The organism is Pseudomonas sp. GD03875 (assembly GCF_029840585.1).
GTDB lineage: Bacteria > Pseudomonadota > Gammaproteobacteria > Pseudomonadales > Pseudomonadaceae > Aquipseudomonas > Aquipseudomonas paralcaligenes.
The window spans coordinates 11,579-27,818 of record NZ_JAOCCV010000034.1; the positions used below are offsets into that span (position 1 = coordinate 11,579).

Annotated in this window: 22 protein-coding genes; 10 read left to right on the plus strand and 12 right to left on the minus strand. The window is 65.4% G+C overall.

Translation table 11 applies throughout. The annotated features are described in order from the left end of the window. Positions 1-11: 11 nt before the first annotated feature. From hisD to N5D30_RS22035, 9 genes are all read right to left on the minus strand, one after another. A complete protein-coding gene (gene hisD, locus N5D30_RS21995; protein ID WP_279910688.1) occupies positions 12-1,322 on the minus strand; it encodes a histidinol dehydrogenase in 1,311 nt (436 codons plus the stop codon). A 124-nt stretch (positions 1,323-1,446) separates the two neighbouring features. Then, positions 1,447-2,076 carry an ATP phosphoribosyltransferase gene (gene hisG, locus N5D30_RS22000; RefSeq protein ID WP_279904693.1) on the minus strand — a complete coding sequence of 210 codons (630 nt, stop codon included), beginning with the start codon at positions 2,074-2,076 and terminating at the stop codon, positions 1,447-1,449. A 12-nt stretch (positions 2,077-2,088) separates the two neighbouring features. Beyond that, complete coding sequence (murA, locus tag N5D30_RS22005) at positions 2,089-3,354, minus strand: UDP-N-acetylglucosamine 1-carboxyvinyltransferase (RefSeq protein ID WP_220813901.1); 1,266 nt, start codon at positions 3,352-3,354, stop codon at positions 2,089-2,091. A 14-nt stretch (positions 3,355-3,368) separates the two neighbouring features. Then, positions 3,369-3,608: a BolA family protein gene (locus N5D30_RS22010; RefSeq protein WP_220813900.1), complete on the minus strand. Its 240-nt coding sequence runs from the start codon at positions 3,606-3,608 to the stop codon at positions 3,369-3,371. Positions 3,609-3,723: 115 nt separating this feature from the next. Continuing rightward, complete coding sequence (locus N5D30_RS22015; RefSeq protein WP_279910689.1) at positions 3,724-4,032, minus strand: STAS domain-containing protein; 309 nt, start codon at positions 4,030-4,032, stop codon at positions 3,724-3,726. Continuing rightward, positions 4,029-4,673, minus strand: a complete 645-nt coding sequence (locus tag N5D30_RS22020) for an ABC transporter substrate-binding protein (RefSeq protein ID WP_279904747.1) — start codon at positions 4,671-4,673, stop codon at positions 4,029-4,031. The genes N5D30_RS22015 and N5D30_RS22020 overlap by 4 nt, the downstream gene beginning before the upstream one ends. A 2-nt stretch (positions 4,674-4,675) precedes the next feature. Further along, positions 4,676-5,143: an outer membrane lipid asymmetry maintenance protein MlaD gene (mlaD, locus tag N5D30_RS22025; RefSeq protein ID WP_220813898.1), complete on the minus strand. Its 468-nt coding sequence runs from the start codon at positions 5,141-5,143 to the stop codon at positions 4,676-4,678. Continuing rightward, positions 5,143-5,940, minus strand: coding sequence for a lipid asymmetry maintenance ABC transporter permease subunit MlaE (gene mlaE / locus N5D30_RS22030; RefSeq protein WP_220813897.1), 798 nt, complete (start codon positions 5,938-5,940; stop codon positions 5,143-5,145). Before mlaE ends, mlaD begins: the two co-directional genes overlap by 1 nt. Continuing rightward, positions 5,940-6,749 (minus strand): ABC transporter ATP-binding protein, encoded by an 810-nt coding sequence (locus N5D30_RS22035; protein WP_220813896.1) that lies wholly within the window; start codon positions 6,747-6,749, stop codon positions 5,940-5,942. The genes mlaE and N5D30_RS22035 overlap by 1 nt, the downstream gene beginning before the upstream one ends. Before the next feature lie 239 nt (positions 6,750-6,988). On the opposite strand from N5D30_RS22035, the gene N5D30_RS22040 reads away from it, so the two are divergent. The 10 genes from N5D30_RS22040 (at position 6,989) to N5D30_RS22085 (ending at position 14,062) form a co-directional block, all read left to right on the plus strand. Next, on the plus strand, positions 6,989-7,963 hold the full coding sequence (locus N5D30_RS22040) for a KpsF/GutQ family sugar-phosphate isomerase (protein ID WP_279910690.1): 975 nt from the start codon (positions 6,989-6,991) through the stop codon (positions 7,961-7,963). Then, on the plus strand, positions 7,963-8,487 hold the full coding sequence (locus N5D30_RS22045; RefSeq protein ID WP_220813894.1) for an HAD family hydrolase: 525 nt from the start codon (positions 7,963-7,965) through the stop codon (positions 8,485-8,487). The genes N5D30_RS22040 and N5D30_RS22045 overlap by 1 nt, the downstream gene beginning before the upstream one ends. Before the next feature lie 8 nt (positions 8,488-8,495). After that, entirely contained in the window at positions 8,496-9,065 is a 570-nt protein-coding gene (lptC, locus tag N5D30_RS22050) for an LPS export ABC transporter periplasmic protein LptC (RefSeq protein ID WP_279910691.1), read from the plus strand. Further along, entirely contained in the window at positions 9,052-9,597 is a 546-nt protein-coding gene (gene lptA, locus N5D30_RS22055) for a lipopolysaccharide transport periplasmic protein LptA (RefSeq protein WP_220813892.1), read from the plus strand. The genes lptC and lptA overlap by 14 nt, the downstream gene beginning before the upstream one ends. Next, a complete protein-coding gene (gene lptB / locus N5D30_RS22060; RefSeq protein ID WP_220813891.1) occupies positions 9,597-10,322 on the plus strand; it encodes an LPS export ABC transporter ATP-binding protein in 726 nt (241 codons plus the stop codon). The genes lptA and lptB overlap by 1 nt, the downstream gene beginning before the upstream one ends. Before the next feature lie 142 nt (positions 10,323-10,464). Further along, entirely contained in the window at positions 10,465-11,967 is a 1,503-nt protein-coding gene (locus N5D30_RS22065) for an RNA polymerase factor sigma-54 (protein WP_220813890.1), read from the plus strand. Positions 11,968-12,123: 156 nt separating this feature from the next. Next, positions 12,124-12,432 (plus strand): ribosome-associated translation inhibitor RaiA, encoded by a 309-nt coding sequence (gene raiA, locus N5D30_RS22070; RefSeq protein WP_220813889.1) that lies wholly within the window; start codon positions 12,124-12,126, stop codon positions 12,430-12,432. Between the two features lie 13 nt (positions 12,433-12,445). Beyond that, entirely contained in the window at positions 12,446-12,910 is a 465-nt protein-coding gene (ptsN, locus tag N5D30_RS22075; protein WP_220813888.1) for a PTS IIA-like nitrogen regulatory protein PtsN, read from the plus strand. 13 nt (positions 12,911-12,923) lie between these two features. Next, positions 12,924-13,781 (plus strand): RNase adapter RapZ, encoded by an 858-nt coding sequence (gene rapZ, locus N5D30_RS22080; protein WP_220813887.1) that lies wholly within the window; start codon positions 12,924-12,926, stop codon positions 13,779-13,781. Positions 13,782-13,789: 8 nt separating this feature from the next. Next, positions 13,790-14,062, plus strand: coding sequence for an HPr family phosphocarrier protein (locus tag N5D30_RS22085; protein WP_279910692.1), 273 nt, complete (start codon positions 13,790-13,792; stop codon positions 14,060-14,062). 175 nt (positions 14,063-14,237) lie between these two features. Here the strand turns inward: N5D30_RS22085 and N5D30_RS22090 are convergent, their stop codons facing one another. Genes N5D30_RS22090 through N5D30_RS22100 form a run of 3 tightly spaced genes read right to left on the minus strand, consistent with a single transcriptional unit; the run spans position 14,238 to position 16,224 of the window. Further along, entirely contained in the window at positions 14,238-15,128 is an 891-nt protein-coding gene (locus tag N5D30_RS22090; RefSeq protein ID WP_279910693.1) for a ZIP family metal transporter, read from the minus strand. Positions 15,129-15,144: 16 nt separating this feature from the next. Beyond that, entirely contained in the window at positions 15,145-15,762 is a 618-nt protein-coding gene (locus tag N5D30_RS22095; protein ID WP_279910694.1) for a superoxide dismutase, read from the minus strand. Positions 15,763-15,774: 12 nt separating this feature from the next. Next, positions 15,775-16,224 (minus strand): tetratricopeptide repeat protein, encoded by a 450-nt coding sequence (locus tag N5D30_RS22100; RefSeq protein WP_220813883.1) that lies wholly within the window; start codon positions 16,222-16,224, stop codon positions 15,775-15,777. Positions 16,225-16,240 lie beyond the last annotated feature (16 nt).

Consider the following 16,240-nt stretch of genomic DNA (forward strand, 5'->3'; position numbering starts at 1 on the left):
GGTCAGTAAGCTTACGGCTTGATACGGTACTCGGCGCTGCGCGCGTGGGCGGTCAGCGACTCGCCACGGGCCAGTACCGACGCGACCTTGCCCAGCTCGGACGCGCCATCGGCCGAGCAATGGATGATCGACGAGCGCTTCTGGAAGTCGTACACGCCCAGTGGCGAGGAGAAGCGCGCGGTGCCGGAAGTCGGCAGCACGTGGTTGGGGCCTGCGCAGTAGTCGCCCAGCGCTTCCGCAGTGTAGCGTCCCATGAAGATGGCGCCGGCATGGCGAATCTCGGGCAGGTACTGCTCGGGGTTCTCCACCGACAGCTCCAGGTGCTCAGGCGCGATGCGATTGGCCACCTCGATGGCCTGCGCCATGTCGGCGACCTGGATCAGCGCGCCGCGCCCCTCCATGGAGGTGCGGGCGATGGTCTCGCGCTCCAGGGTCGGCAGCAGCCTGGCGATGCTCTCGGCGACCTTGTCGAGGAACGCCGCATCGGGGCTGACCAGGATGGACTGGGCATCCTCATCGTGCTCGGCCTGGGAGAACAGGTCCATGGCGATCCAGTCCGGATCGGTCTGGCCGTCGCAGACCACGAGAATCTCGGACGGACCGGCGATCATGTCGATGCCGACCTTGCCGAACACATGGCGCTTGGCGGTGGCCACATAGATGTTGCCGGGGCCGACGATCTTGTCCACCGGCGGCACGCTCTCGGTGCCGTAGGCCAGCGCGGCCACGGCCTGGGCGCCACCGATGGTGAACACGCGGTCGACACCGGCGATCGCAGCGGCGGCCAGGACGATCTCGTTGATCTCGCCACGCGGGGTCGGCACCACCATCACCACTTCCGGCACGCCGGCGACCTTGGCCGGAATCGCGTTCATCAGCACCGAAGACGGGTACGATGCCTTGCCGCCCGGCACGTACAGGCCGGCGCGGTCCAGCGGGGTGACCTTCTGCCCCAGCACCGTGCCGTCGGCCTCGGTGTAGGTCCAGGAGTCCTGCTTCTGCCGCTCGTGGTAGAGGCGCACGCGCTCGGCGGCCTTCTCCAGGGCGGCACGCTGCTCGGAACTGATGCGGGTCAGGGCCAGCTCCAGGCGCTCGCGCGGCAGGATCAGGTCAGCCATGGAAGCGACTTCCAGACCATCGAACTTCTCGGTGAACTCGACCAGGGCGGCGTCGCCGCGCGCGCGAACGGCAGCGATGATGTCCAGCACGCGCTGGTTGACCGCGTCGTCCGACACGCTTTCCCAGCTCAGCAGATGATCCAGGTGTCGCGCGAAGTCCTGGTCAGCGGCATTGAGTCGGCGGATGGCGGTGGGAGCGGTCATAGCGAGGCCTCTTGATTGGCTATTGCTCAGGCGCCCGTAGAGTACCAGCCGTACCGTGCGGGCACCTGAGAATTCTGGCTATGACACGGATAGGCGCGTGCGGCGCAGGGCCGCACTGGAGGTATCAGCTTCGGTGGTCGACCGCGTCGCGCAGGGTCTCGATCAGCGCCTGGATGCGGCCATGCTGCATCTTCATCGAGGCCTTGTTGACGATCAGGCGCGAGCTGACGTGGGCGATCAGCTCCTGGGGCTCCAGACCGTTGGCACGCAGAGTGTTGCCGGTGTCGACCACGTCGATGATCTTGTCGGCCAAGCCGACCAGCGGGGCCAGCTCCATGGAGCCGTACAGCTTGATCACGTCGACCTGACGGCCCTGTTCGGCGTAGTAACGCTTGGCCACGTTGACGAACTTGGTGGCGACGCGCAGGCGGCCTTTCGGCTCCGGCGCACCGACCTTGCCGGCGGTCATCAGCTTGCAGTTGGCGATCTGCAGGTCCAGCGGCTCGTACAGGCCCTGGCCGCCGTACTCCATCAGCACGTCCTTGCCGGCCACGCCGAGGTCGGCGGCGCCGTGCTCGACATAGGTCGGCACGTCGGTGGCGCGCACGATCAGCAGCTGCACGTCATCCTGAGTGGTCGGGATGATCAGCTTGCGGCTCTTTTCCGGATTCTCGGTCGGTTCGATACCTGCCGCGGCGAGCAGCGGCAGGGTGTCGTCGAGAATGCGGCCCTTGGACAGCGCGATGGTCAGCATGAAATGCCCTTACTAGCCCGGCACGCGGCGGATCTTGGCGCCGAGCAACTGCAGTTTTTCCTCGATGCACTCGTAACCACGGTCGATGTGGTAGATGCGGTCGATCAGGGTTTCGCCCTCGGCCACCAGTGCGGCGATCACCAGGCTGGCGGAAGCGCGCAGGTCGGTAGCCATGACCGGTGCGCCCTTGAGCGCCGGCACGCCGGTGACGATGGCGGTGTTGCCCTCGACCAGAATCTGCGCGCCCATGCGGTTCATCTCGTAGACGTGCATGAAGCGGTTCTCGAACACCGTCTCGATGACGGTGCCGGTACCCTCGGCGATGGCGTTGAGGGAGATGAACTGGGCCTGCATGTCGGTCGGGAAGGCCGGGTACGGCGCGGTGCGCACGTTGACGGCCTTCGGCCGCTTGCCCTTCATGTCCAGCTCGATCCAGTCCTTGCCGGTAGTGATCTCGGCGCCCGCTTCCTGCAGCTTTGCCAGCACGGCCTCGAGGATGGTCGGGTCGGTGTCCTTCAGCTTGACCCGACCGCCGGTGGCGGCGGCCGCCACCAGGTAGGTGCCGGTTTCGATGCGGTCGGGCATGACGCTGTAGCGACCGCCGCCCAGGCGGTCCACGCCGTCGATGACGATGGTATCGGTACCGGCACCGCTGACCTTGCCGCCCATGGCGTTGATGAAGTTGGCCAGGTCGACCACTTCCGGTTCGCGTGCGGCGTTTTCCAGCACGGTGCGACCCTTGGCCAGGGACGCGGCCATCATGATGTTCTCGGTGCCGGTCACGCTGACGATGTCGAAGAAGAAGTGCGCGCCGCGCAGACCACCGGCCGGAGCCTTGGCCTTGATGTAGCCGCCTTCGACGAGAATCTCGGCGCCCATGGCCTCGAGACCGCGGATGTGCAGGTCGACCGGACGCGAACCGATGGCGCAGCCACCGGGCAGGGCCACCTCGGCCTCGCCGAAACGGGCGACCATCGGGCCGAGCACCAGGATCGACGCGCGCATGGTCTTCACCAGCTCGTAGGGCGCGACCAGGGTCTTGATGCTGCTGGCGTCGACTTCGACGCTGAGCTTCTCGTCGATGATCGGCTGCACGCCCATGCGGCCGAACAGCTCGATCATGGTGGTGATGTCGTGCAGGTGCGGCAGGTTGCACACGGTGACCGGGGTATCGGCCAGCAGGGTGGCGGCGAGAATCGGCAGCGCGGAGTTCTTCGCGCCGGAAATGCGGATTTCGCCGTCGAGGCGGATACCGCCGGTGATGATCAGTTTGTCCATTCGGGTCTCGGGGCTCAAGAACGCTCGGCCCAGGCGGCCTGGCTGAAGAATTTCATGGTGACGGCGTGGATGCTGCCATCGGCGATCCATGCATTGAGATGGGCGTAGATCTGTTGCTGGCGCTTGACCGGGCTGAGCGCGGCCAGCTCGTCGCTGATCAGGTTCAACTGGAAGTTGCAGCCTTCGCCTTCCACCTCGACGAGGGTGTTGGGCAGCTTGGCCTCCAGGAGGTTCTTAACTTCTACGGCCTGCATGCTCGACCTCGATGGCGCAAAAGGATTCGGTGGCGGGCCTGGGCTCGCGGGTCGGCAATCATACAAAAAAGCCCCCCGCCTGCGAAGCCCGGCAGACGGAGGGCTGCTTGGCGGGTCAGGCCGGCAGGCCGAGCAGCTCGTGCAGGCCGGATACCCGGGCGATGCCCTGCATGTCCTGCGGCAGTCCACGCACACTCAGCTTCTTGCCAGCCGCCTTGGCGTCACGCATGAATGCCAGCAGCAGCGACAGACCGACACTGCTGGACTTCTCCACCGCCGAGCAGTCGACCACCAGTTCGGCGGCCGGGGCCGAGCGGATCAGCTCGCGCCCCTGCTCACGCAGGGCCGGGCCGCTGCGGTAGTCGAGCACGCCGGAGAGCAGAAGCTCGCCGCCCGCACCCTGGCGGATGGCGGTTTCGCTCATTGACCGCCCGCCTGCTGGCCTTCGGCGCTTTCCTTGGCCTTGGCCACCACGGCGCCCCAGCCGTCGATGGTCTTGTCGAGGTCATTGCCGTTGCGCTGCATGCTGTCGGCGAACTGGTCGCGGAACAGCTTGCCGACGTTGATGCCGTTGATGATCACGTTGCGCAGCATCCACTGGCCGTCGATCCGCACCATGGTGTAGGACACCGGGTAGACGGCGCCCTTGGCGTCCTTCACTTCCATGCCCACGCTGGCGCGCTCGTCGCCATCGGCCTTGGCCGGCAGCACGCGGATGTCCTGGTTGTCGTATTCGAGCAGAGCATTGCCGTAGAACTGCATCAGGCCACGCTTGAAGTTCTCCTCGAAGCGCTTGATCTGCGCATCGCTCGCCTTGCGCGAGTACTTGACGGTCATGATGCTGCGGGAAATGCCCTCGCTGTCCACCACCGGCCCGAGGATGCGCTCCAGGCTGTCGTAGAACTTCTCCGGGTTCTGCTTGTAGGCGGCCTTGTTGGCCTGCAGGTCACCGAGCAGCTCGTCGGTGGTGCCCTTGACCACATCGAAGGCGCCGGGAGCGGCGAAGGCCACCAGGGGCAAGCTTGCCAGCAGGACCAGCAGGCCGCGACGCAGGATTTTGAACATGCTCATTTGCTTTCCTTATTCACCGAGTTCATCAGGAACTTGCCGATCAGGTCTTCCAGCACCAGCGACGACTGGGTGTCGTGGATGGTGCTGCCGTCCTTGAGCAGGTCTTCCTCGCCACCGACGCTGATGCCGATGTATTTCTCGCCCAGCAGGCCGGCGGTGAGGATCGAGGCCGTGGAGTCCACGGGCAGGTTGTCGACCCGCTGCTCGATCTCCATGGTCACGCGACCGGTGTAGCTGTCGCGGTCCAGATCGACGGCGGTCACCTTGCCGATGGTCACACCGGCCATGGTCACCTTGGCCCTGACTGTAAGACCGGCGATGTTGTCGAAGTTCGCATACAACTTGTAGGTATCGCTGGAGCCGGTGGCCGACAGCCCGCTCACGCGCAGGGCGAGCAGCAGCAGCGCCAGCAGTCCGGCCAGCAGGAACAGGCCTACGCCGATTTCCAGGGAGCGGCTTTGCATCAGAAATCTCCAAACATCAGGGCGGTCAGAATAAAGTCGAGTCCGAGCACGGCCAGAGAGGCATAGACCACGGTCTTGGTCGTGGCACGACTGATGCCTTCCGAGGTCGGCTCGCAGTCGTAGCCCTGGAACACGGCGATCCAGGTCACCACGAAGGCGAACACCACGCTCTTGATCACACCGTTGAGCACGTCGTCGACGAATTCCACGCTGTTCTGCATGTTCGACCAGAACGAGCCTTCGTATACGCCCAGCCAGTCGACGGCGACCATCGCCCCGCCCCAGATGCCGACGACACTGAAGATCGCGGCCAGCAGCGGCATGGAGATGAAGCCGGCCCACAGACGCGGGGCGATGATGTACTTGAGCGGATCGACGCCGATCATTTCCAGGCTGGACAGCTGCTCGGTGGATTTCATGTTGCCGATCTCGGCGGTCAGCGCCGAACCGGCGCGGCCGGCGAACAGCAGGCCGGTGACCACCGGGCCGAGTTCGCGCAGCAGGGTCAGGGCCACCATCTGCCCCACGGCCTGCTCGGAACCATAGCTGGTCAGGATGTTATAGCCCTGCAACGCCAGCACCATGCCGATGAACAGGCCGGCCACCACGATGATCGGCAACGACAGCACGCCCACCGAGTAGAGCTGGCGGATCAGCAGTTGGCCGCCGTTGCGCAGGCCGCCGCGGCCGAGCAGCGAGGCGAACAGGAACAGGGTCGAGCGCCCCATGGCCTGGACCACGTCGATACCGGCGCGACCGAGCAGCGCGATGCGTTCGAGAAGAGACTTCCTGCGCATCAGCGCGCCCCCAGCAGATCGTCGAGATAATTCGGCGCCGGATAGTGGAACGGCACCGGGCCATCGGGAATGCCCTTCATGAACTGCTGGATACGCGGGTTATCCGAGTTCCGCAGCTCCGCCGGCGTGCCCTGCCCCAGCACCTGGGCATCGCCCACCACATAGATGTAGTCGGCGATGCTGGCGGTCTCGGCCAGGTCGTGGGACACCACGATGCTGGTGATGCCGAGGGCATCGTTGAGCAGGCGAATCAGGCGCACCAGCACGCCCATGGCGATGGGGTCCTGACCGACGAACGGCTCGTCGTACATCAGGATCTGCGGGTCCAGCGCGATCGCCCGGGCCAGCGCCACACGGCGCTTCATGCCGCCGGACAGCTCGTCCGGCATGAGGTCGACCGCACCGCGCAGGCCAACTGCCTGCAGCTTCATCAGCACGATGTCGCGGATCATCTCGTCGGACAGCTGGGTATGCACGCGGAGCGGGAAGGCGACGTTCTCGAACACGTCGAGATCGGTAAACAGCGCACCACTCTGGAACAGCACGCCGAACTGCTTACGCATGTCGAACAGATCGGGGCGGGAGAGTTCGGGCAGGTTCTGCCCGTTGACCCAGACTTCGCCGCTGGCGGGCTTGAGCTGTGCGGCGATCAGGCGCAACAGGGTGGTCTTGCCGCAACCGGACGGTCCCATGATGCCGGTGACCTTGCCACGGGGAATGCGGATATCGACGTTGTCAAAGATGTTGCGCGCGCCGCGTTTGAAGGTCAGTCCCTTCAACTCGACGGCATAGGCATTCTCGGCGCTCATCCAAACTCCTTGAGATGCGGCCCTCCATGGACAGACGCAGGTTTCCACGGCAGGGACACCTCGCGCCGTGGTCAGGCCGAACAGGGCGCGGAATATAGCATCGGCATGATTGCAGCCCAAGGCACTGCAACTTTTTCATAACAATTGGTCACAACATACGCTCAGTGCGGAGCGCTCCACGTGAGCCCGATCGCCTTTACCGTTATACTCCTCGCCTTTTAGGCCCAGTATCACAACGCATGAACCAGACCAGCGATCTGATCCAGTCCGCACAGCGCACCATCCGCCTCGAGGCCGAGGCCGTGGAGAGCCTGCTCAGCCGCATCGATGCAGACTTCGTTCGCGCCTGTGAAATGCTCCTGGCCTGCAAGGGTCGGGTGGTCGTGGTCGGCATGGGCAAGTCCGGCCACATCGGCAACAAGATCGCCGCCACCCTGGCGAGCACCGGCACCCCCTCTTTCTTCGTCCATCCCGCCGAGGCCAGCCATGGCGACATGGGCATGATCACCCGCGACGACGTGGTCCTGGCCCTGTCCAACTCCGGCTCCACCGCCGAGATCGTCACCCTGCTGCCACTGATCAAGCGCCTGGGCATCCAGCTCATCAGCATGACCGGCAATCCCGAATCGCCGCTGGCCAAGGCCGCCGAGGTCAATCTCGACGCCTGCGTGCCCCAGGAAGCCTGCCCGCTGAACCTGGCACCGACCTCCTCCACCACCGTGTCCCTGGTACTCGGCGACGCCCTTGCCATCGCCCTGCTGGAGGCCCGCGGCTTCACCGCCGAGGACTTCGCCTTCTCCCATCCGGGCGGCGCCCTCGGCCGACGTCTGCTGCTCAAGGTGGAGAACGTGATGCACGCCGGCGAGCGCCTGCCGCTGGTACCGCGCGGCACGTCGCTGCGCGAGGCGCTGCTGGAAATGACCCGCAAGGGCCTGGGCATGACAGTGATCGTCGAGGCCGACGGCAAGCTGGCCGGCATCTTCACCGACGGTGACCTGCGCCGCACCCTGGACAAGGGCATCGACGTGCGCCAGGCGAGCATCGACCAAGTGATGACCGTCCATGGCAAGATCGCCCGCGCCGAGATGCTCGCCGCCGAGGCCCTGAGAATCATGGAAGACCACAAGATCAACTCGCTGGTAGTGGTGGACGATGAGGACCGCCCGGTCGGCGCCCTCAACATGCACGACCTGCTGCGCGCCGGAGTACTGTGATGACCGCCGATCTCCTGCAGCGCACCAAGGCCATCCGCCTCGCCATCTTCGACGTCGATGGCGTGCTCACCGATGGTCGTCTGTACTTCCTCACCGACGGCAGCGAATTCAAGACCTTCAACACCCTCGACGGCCACGGCATCAAGATGCTGATCAACTCCGGCGTGCGCACCGCGATCATCAGCGGGCGCAAGACCCCGGTGGTCGAGCGCCGTGCGCAGAACCTCGGCATCCAGCACCTGTACCAGGGCCGCGAGGACAAGCTGGTGGTACTGGATGAACTGCTCGGCGAGCTGGGCCTGAGCTATGAACAGGTCGCCTACCTGGGTGACGACCTGCCCGACCTGCCGGTAATCCGCCGCGTCGGCCTCGGCATGGCCGTGGCCAGCGCCGACGCCTTCGTCCGTCAGCACGCCCACGGCGTGACCGCCGCGCGGGGCGGCGAAGGCGCGGCCCGCGAGTTCTGCGAACTGATCATGCGCGGCCAGGGCACGCTCGAAGCCGCCCAGGCCGCCTACCTCTAGGACCGCTCATGAACGGCAAGCTGCGCAACTACCTCATGGCCCTGGTGGCGATCGTCCTGGTCGGCGCGCTGGGCTACTGGAACGTCCGCCCCGAGAGCTTCATGGAGAAGAAGGCCGCCGCCGAAGCCGAGAACGCCATCGACTTCTACGTGGTCGGCGCCACTACCCGGCAGTTCCAGGAAGACGGCAAGCTGCGCTACGAGATGACTGCCGCCAAGGTCAAGCACATCAAGGCCACCGACGTGACCCTGCTCGACAAGCCGGACCTGCAGCTCTACCGCGGCACCCAGTATCCCTGGCACGTGCGCAGCGACAAGGGCGAGGTCGCCCCGGAGGGCAAGCAGGTCGAACTGATCGACAACGTGCGCATCGCCCGCACCGACGCCAAGAATCGCCCGACCGTGATCACCAGCAGCCGGGTCACCGTGTTTCCCGACGAAGAATATGCGCAGACCCAGCAAGCCGTTAGAATCGAGGCCGCCAACGGGGTGACCACGGCACAGGGAATGAAAGCGTACATGAACGACGGCAAGATCGACTTGCTGTCCAACGTAAGAGGCCAGCATGAGGTTCGTTAAAACCTTCCCCCTATTGCTCAGCCTGGGCGCCGCGCTGGGAAGCGCTGCCGCCTGGGCCCTGCCCAGCGACCGCGATCAGCCGATCCGGGTCCAGGCGGACAGCGCGGAACTGGATGACAAGCAAGGTGTGGCCGTCTACCGCGGCGGCGTGGTGATCACCCAGGGCACCCTGAAGATCACCGGCGACACCGTGACCATCACCCAGGACGCCAACGGCGAGATCGAAGTCTTCACCTCGGTGGGCCACCCGGCCTACTACGAGCAGAAGCCGTCCGTGGACAAGGACATCGTCAAGGCCTACGGCAAGACCATCCAGTACTTCGCGAGCAACGAGCGCATCGTGCTGATCGACCAGGCCAAGGTGATCCAGCAGGGCAACACCTTCGAAGGCGAGAAGATCGTCTACGACACCCAGCGCCAGATCGTCAACGCCGGCCGCGCCACGGGCAGCAGCGTATCGGTGCCGCGCCCGCGCATCGACATGATCCTGCAGCCGCGCAAGAAGAACGGCCAGCCGGAGCAGGCGCAGTAATGGCGACCCTCAAAGCCCAGCACCTGGCCAAGAGCTACAAGGGCCGCCAGGTGGTCCGCGACGTCAGCCTGTCCATCGACAGCGGGCAAATCGTCGGCCTGCTCGGCCCCAACGGCGCCGGCAAGACCACCTGCTTCTACATGATCGTCGGCCTGGTCCAGGCCGATCAGGGCCGCGTGCTGATCGACAGCGACGACATCAGCCACCAGCCCATGCACGGCCGCGCGCGCTCCGGCATCGGCTACCTGCCGCAGGAAGCCTCGATCTTCCGCAAGCTGAGCGTGGCCGACAACATCATGGCGATCCTCGAGACCCGCAAGGATCTCGACCGCGCCGGCCGCCAGAGCGCCCTGGAAGCCCTGCTGCAGGAGTTCCACATCAACCACATCCGCGACAGCCTCGGCATGAGCCTGTCCGGCGGCGAGCGTCGCCGCGTGGAGATCGCCCGCGCCCTGGCCACCGAGCCGAAGTTCATCCTGCTCGACGAACCCTTCGCCGGCGTGGACCCGATCTCGGTGGGTGACATCAAGCAGATCATCCATCACCTGAAGGCCAAGGGCATCGGCGTACTGATCACCGATCACAACGTGCGCGAGACCCTGGACATCTGCGAGACCGCCTACATTGTCAACGACGGCCAGTTGATCGCCGAAGGCGACGCCGAGACCATCCTCGCCAATCAACTGGTCAAGGAAGTCTACCTGGGCCACGAATTCCGCCTCTGAGCCCCTCCCGCGTGCGGGACTTGCGCAAACGGCTGGAATCATTCAAGGTCAGGCATATAATTTGCTTCCTGGGGCGGCCCGCCGCCTCGCAGTTGGATGGCGCCCCGCGCCGGCAAGTGAACAAGGTACCCAGCCCCACACCATGAAACCGTCGCTAGTCCTCAAGATGGGCCAGCAGCTGACGATGACCCCGCAGCTGCAACAGGCCATCCGCCTCCTCCAGCTTTCCACCCTGGACCTGCAGCAGGAAATCCAGGAAGCGCTGGAATCCAACCCCATGCTGGAGCGCCAGGAAGACGGCGAAGACTTCGATAACTCCGATCCCATGGCCGACGCCGCCGAACAGGCAGGCCCGGCCCAACAGGACAGCTCCAGCTTCCAGGACAGCACCGTCGCGGTGAACAACAGCGAGAGCGCCGAGGACGGTGAGTGGCATGACCGCATCCCCAGCGAGCTGCCCGTCGACACCGCCTGGGAAGACGTCTACCAGACCAGCGCCAGCAGCCTGCCGAGCAACGATGACGACGAGTGGGACTTCACCACGCGCACGTCGGCCGGCGAGAGCCTGCAGAGCCATCTGCTGTGGCAGCTCAACCTGGTGCCGATGTCCGATACCGACAAGCTGATCGGCGTCACCATCATCGACTGCATCAACAACCAGGGTTACCTGGAAGAGTCCATCGACGAGATCGTCGAGTCCTTCGATCCCGAACTGGAGATCGAGGCCGACGAGGTCGAAGCCGTCCTGCATCGCATCCAGCATTTCGAGCCGGCCGGCATCGGCGCCCGCGACCTGCGCGAATGCCTGCTGCTGCAACTGCGCCAGCTGCCGGCCGGCACACCCTGGCTGAGCGAGGCCCAGCGCCTGGCCGGCGAGCACCTCGATGTGCTCGGCAGCCGCGACTACAGCCAGCTGATGCGCCGCCTGAAGCTCAAGGAAGACGAGCTGCGCCAGGTGATCGAACTGATCCAGAGCCTCAACCCGCGCCCCGGATCGCAGATCGAGGCCGGCGAGCCGGAATACGTGGTGCCGGACGTGATCGTGCGCAAGCACAACGAACGCTGGCTGGTCGAACTGAACCAGGAAGCCGTGCCGCGCCTGCGGGTCAACCCGCAGTACGCCGGCTTCGTCCGCCGCGCCGACTCCAGCGCGGACAACACCTTCATGCGCAACCAGCTGCAGGAGGCGCGCTGGTTCATCAAGAGCCTGCAGAGCCGCAACGAGACGCTGATGAAGGTGGCGACGCAGATCGTCGAGCACCAGCGCGGCTTCCTCGAATACGGCGACGAGGCCATGAAGCCCCTGGTGCTGCATGACATCGCCGAGGCGGTGGGCATGCACGAGTCGACCATCTCGCGGGTCACCACGCAGAAATTCATGCACACCCCGCGCGGCATCTACGAGCTGAAGTACTTCTTCTCCAGCCATGTCAGCACCTCCGAGGGCGGCGAATGCTCGTCCACCGCGATCCGCGCCATCATCAAGAAACTGGTGGCCGCGGAAAACGCGAAAAAGCCGTTGAGTGACAGCAAGATCGCTGGTTTACTGGAGGCACAGGGCATTCAGGTAGCCCGCCGCACCGTCGCCAAGTACCGTGAGTCCCTCGGCATAGCGCCGTCCAGCGAACGCAAGCGACTGATGTAAGCGGCCCTGAGCGGAAGGTTTCTGCACACCGTATCGAGCGCCGGATACCCTGCCACGGGGAAACCACGGCCAGCAGTGCAGCACCCTCCCAGCCAGCGTGTTACGGCGGCAGGCCCGATAGCCTGTCTCTTACACAAGGCAACAAGGAGATGCGTTATGCAAGTCAACATCAGTGGACATCAACTGGATGTGACAGACGCCCTGCGTGACTATGTCGGCGAGAAGTTGGGCCGGCTGGAGCGCCATTTCGACAAGATCACCAATGTGCAGGTCATCATGGAGGTCGAGAAGCTGAAGCAGAAGATCGAAGCGACCCTGCACATTGCCGGCGGTGAGGTGGTCGCCAACGCCGAGCACGAAGACATGTACGCCGCCATCGACCTGCTGACCGACAAACTCGACCGCCAACTGATCAAGCACAAGGAAAAGCAGCTGGGCCGCCTGCAGGGCGCCACCGCACGCTGATACCTCCCCCTCCATGATCCGACTCGAAACCATCCTGACTCCCGCACGTTCCCCCGTGAACGTGCCGGGAGGCAGCAAGAAGCGTGTACTCGAACAGATTGCCAATCTGGTCGCCCGTGATCTGCCCGATCTGGATGCCCAGGACATCTTCGAAAACCTGATCGCCCGCGAGAAGCTCGGCTCCACCGGCTTCGGCAACGGCATCGCCATTCCCCACTGCCGCCTGGCCGGCTGCAATGCGCCGATCAGCGCCGTGCTGCACCTGGAAGCGGCCGTGGACTTCGACGCCATCGACGGCGCGCCGGTGGACCTGCTGTTCGTCCTGCTGGTGCCGGAGGCGGCGACCGACGAGCACCTCGAACTGCTGCGCCAGATCGCCAGCATGCTGGACCGTGCCGAGGTGCGCGAGCGCCTGCGCCAGGCGCAGAGCAACGAGGATCTGTACCAGGTCGTGGTCGACGTACAGAACGGCCTTTGAACAGGGGGGCGGCATGCGTCTGATCATCGTCAGCGGGCGTTCCGGCTCGGGCAAGAGCACCGCCCTCGACGTACTGGAAGACAACGGTTTCTACTGCATCGACAACCTGCCTGCCGGGCTCCTGCCTGACCTGGCGGAACGTTCCCTGCTGCAGACCGAGCTGCTGCACCCGCAGGTTGCCGTGTCGGTCGATGCGCGCAACCTGCCCAGCCAGCTCAAGCGCTTCCCGGAGCTGCTCGACGAGGTACGTGGCCGTCATATCCAGTGTGACGTGCTGTATCTCGACGCCGACGAGGAAACCCTGCTCAAGCGCTTCTCCGAGACCCGCCGGCGCCACCCGCTGACCAACGAGAAGCGCGCCCTGGCCGAAGCCATCCGCGACGAAACCCAGCTGCTGCAGCCGATCATCGACCTCGCCGACCTGAAGATCGACACCACCCACCTGAACCTCTACCAGCTGCGCGACACCATCAAGCTGCGCCTGCTGAACAAGCCGGAACCGGGTACCGCGTTCCTGGTCGAATCGTTCGGCTTCAAGCGCGGCATGCCGGTCGATGCCGACCTGGTGTTCGACGTCAGGTGCCTGCCCAATCCCTACTGGAAACCGGACCTGCGCGACATGTCCGGCCTGGAGGCGCCGGTGGCCGAGTACCTCGCGGCACAGCCGGACGTGGAAGAGATGTACCAGGACATCCACGCCTACCTGCACAAGTGGCTGCCACGCTTCGCCGCCAGCAACCGATCCTACGTGACCATTGCCATCGGCTGCACCGGCGGCCACCATCGCTCTGTGTACCTGGCCAACCGCCTGGGCGAAGCCCTGAAACCCGTATTGAAGAACGTCCAGGTCCGCCACCGCGACCTCGGCTAAGGACTGCGATGCCCACCCGCGAGATCACCATCGTCAACAAGCTCGGCCTGCACGCCAGGGCCGCCGCCAAGTTCGTCGGGGTCGCCAGCGGCTTCCCCTGCCAGATCCGCATCGGCCGCTCGCTGGAAAGCCAGGTGGACGGCAAGAGCATCATGTCGGTGATGATGCTGGCCGCCGGCAAGGGCACCAGCCTGCAACTGTCCAGCGAAGGCGAGCGTGCCGAAGAAGCGCTGGACGCGCTGGTCGCCCTGGTCAACGACAAGTTCGGCGAAGGCGAATAACGCCGCCAAGAACCTATTTACGATCTTCTGGATTAGAGCCATACAAGGCCTAGGCAGCCCCGCAAAAACGGCCGAGGAAGCGCAGTTTACGAGTGGTAAATGAGCATCCGAGACGCCGCGTCCCGGACCGTTTTAACGCGGTATGGCCGACAGCCGGGAGATCGTAAACAGGTTCTCAGCCGAGCGCGGTATCCAGCACCATCATCAGACAGAAACCCGCCGCCAGCCCCAGGCTGGCCTCGGTGGCGTAGCCCTTGCGGTGCGACTCGGGGATGATCTCGTGGACCACGGCGAACAGCATGGCACCGGCGGCCAGCGAGAGCCCCCAGGGCAGCAGCAGCGCGGACACCCCCATCAGCCAGGCGCAGAGCACCGCGAACAGCGGCTCGACCAGCCCGGAAGCCGCGCCGATCAGTAGCGCCTTGCCCCGCCCCATGCCGCCACCGGCAAGCACCAGGGCGATGATCAGCCCCTCGGGCAGGTCCTGCAGGGCGATGCCCATGGCCAGCGTGTCGGCGCCCTCCAGGCCGGCGCCGGCGGAAACGCCCACCGCCATGCCCTCGGGAATGTTGTGCAGCACGATGGCGACGACGAACAGCAGGATGTTCGGCGCCAGCACCTGCAGCTCGCCGTTGGCGGCACGCATCTGCACCTCCGGCAGGAAGCGGCCCAGCCCGAACAGCGCGCCGGCACCGATCAGCAGGCCCAGGCTGGCGAGGAAGCCGGCGCCCCATTTGGAGAAACCGAGTTCCTCGGCCGCGCCCAGCGCCGGGATCAGCAACGAGAACACCGTGGCGGCCAGCATCACGCCGCCGCCGAAACCCAGCAGGGTATCGGCGAAGCGGGTCGAGATGCTGCGCATGAACAACACCGGCAGAGCCCCCAGCGCGGTGCCCAGGGCGCACAGAAGGCCGCCCTGCAACGCCCGCCAGATCTGCGGCTCGATGGCCTGTTCGGCGACCGTGCTGGCCTGCATCAGCAGCAGGCTGCAGCCGAGCAGCACCACGGAGAAGCCGATCAGATAGCGCAAGGTTCGCCCCCCGCTCGAGGAAAAGCTCTGCAGCATGCCGTTATAGCTCCGTTCAGCCGGCCGACAGGGCGTCACGGTAGCGCCGCGCCACCTCGTCCCAGTCGATCACGTTGTAGAAGGCGCCGATGTACTCCGGCCGGCGGTTCTGGTAGCGCAGGTAGTAGGCGTGCTCCCACACGTCCAGCCCGAGGATCGGCGTGTTGCCGTTCATCAGCGGGCTGTCCTGGTTGGCGCTGCTCTCCACCACCAGGCGCTTGTCCGGCGTCACGCTGAGCCATGCCCAGCCGCTGCCGAAACGGGTCAGCGCGGCCTTGGTGAAGGCCTCCTTGAACGCGGCGAAGCCGCCGATCTGCTCGTCGATGGCGGCGGCCAGCTCGCCGCTCGGTTCGCCACCGCCGGACGGCGACATCACCGTCCAGAACAGTGTGTGGTTGGCGTGCCCGCCACCCTGGTTGATCACCGCGCCGTGCAGTGCCTGGGGCAGTTCGGCCAGGCGCGACAGCAGTTCTTCCACCGGCCACTCGACATAGGACGACCCTTCGAGCGCCGCGTTCAGGTTGTTGATGTAGGTCTGGTGATGCTTGCTGTGGTGGATTTCCATGGTCTGGGCATCGATGTGCGGTTCCAGGGCATCGTAGGCGTAGGGCAGCGCCGGCAGGCTGTGGGGCATGGAGTGTCTCCTTCAGTGATAGTGCCGACCGGGGGCGGAGGCCCCGGCACGCTGCCGCCAGGCATGGCGTTGCGGCGCGCCGAGCAGGCGGTCGGTGCGGGGAAAGGCGCCGTGTTCGGCGATGAACTGCAGCAGCTCCAGGTAGGTGCGCCGGCTGTGGTGCATCGCGGCGGTGCGCAGACCCTCGGCCAGCGAGTCGTCGGCGAGGGTCTGCAGCAGGCGTTCGTGGCTGGCGCAGAGGTTCTCGGCAGCCTCCTCGGGCTGGCCGAGCATCAGGTGCAGGTCGGCCAGGTTGTGGTGGGAGATGACGAAGGCGGCGACCGCCATGTCGTGGTCGGCCCAGCGGCCGAACAGCACCTGGGCCTCGGCCAGCGCCTGCAGGTAGAGCTCACGCGCCTGCACCCAGTCGCCCTCGGCGTAGCAGCGATTGCCCGCCTCGATGGTTATCTTCCAGTGCTCCATTGCCTGACCTCCTCGC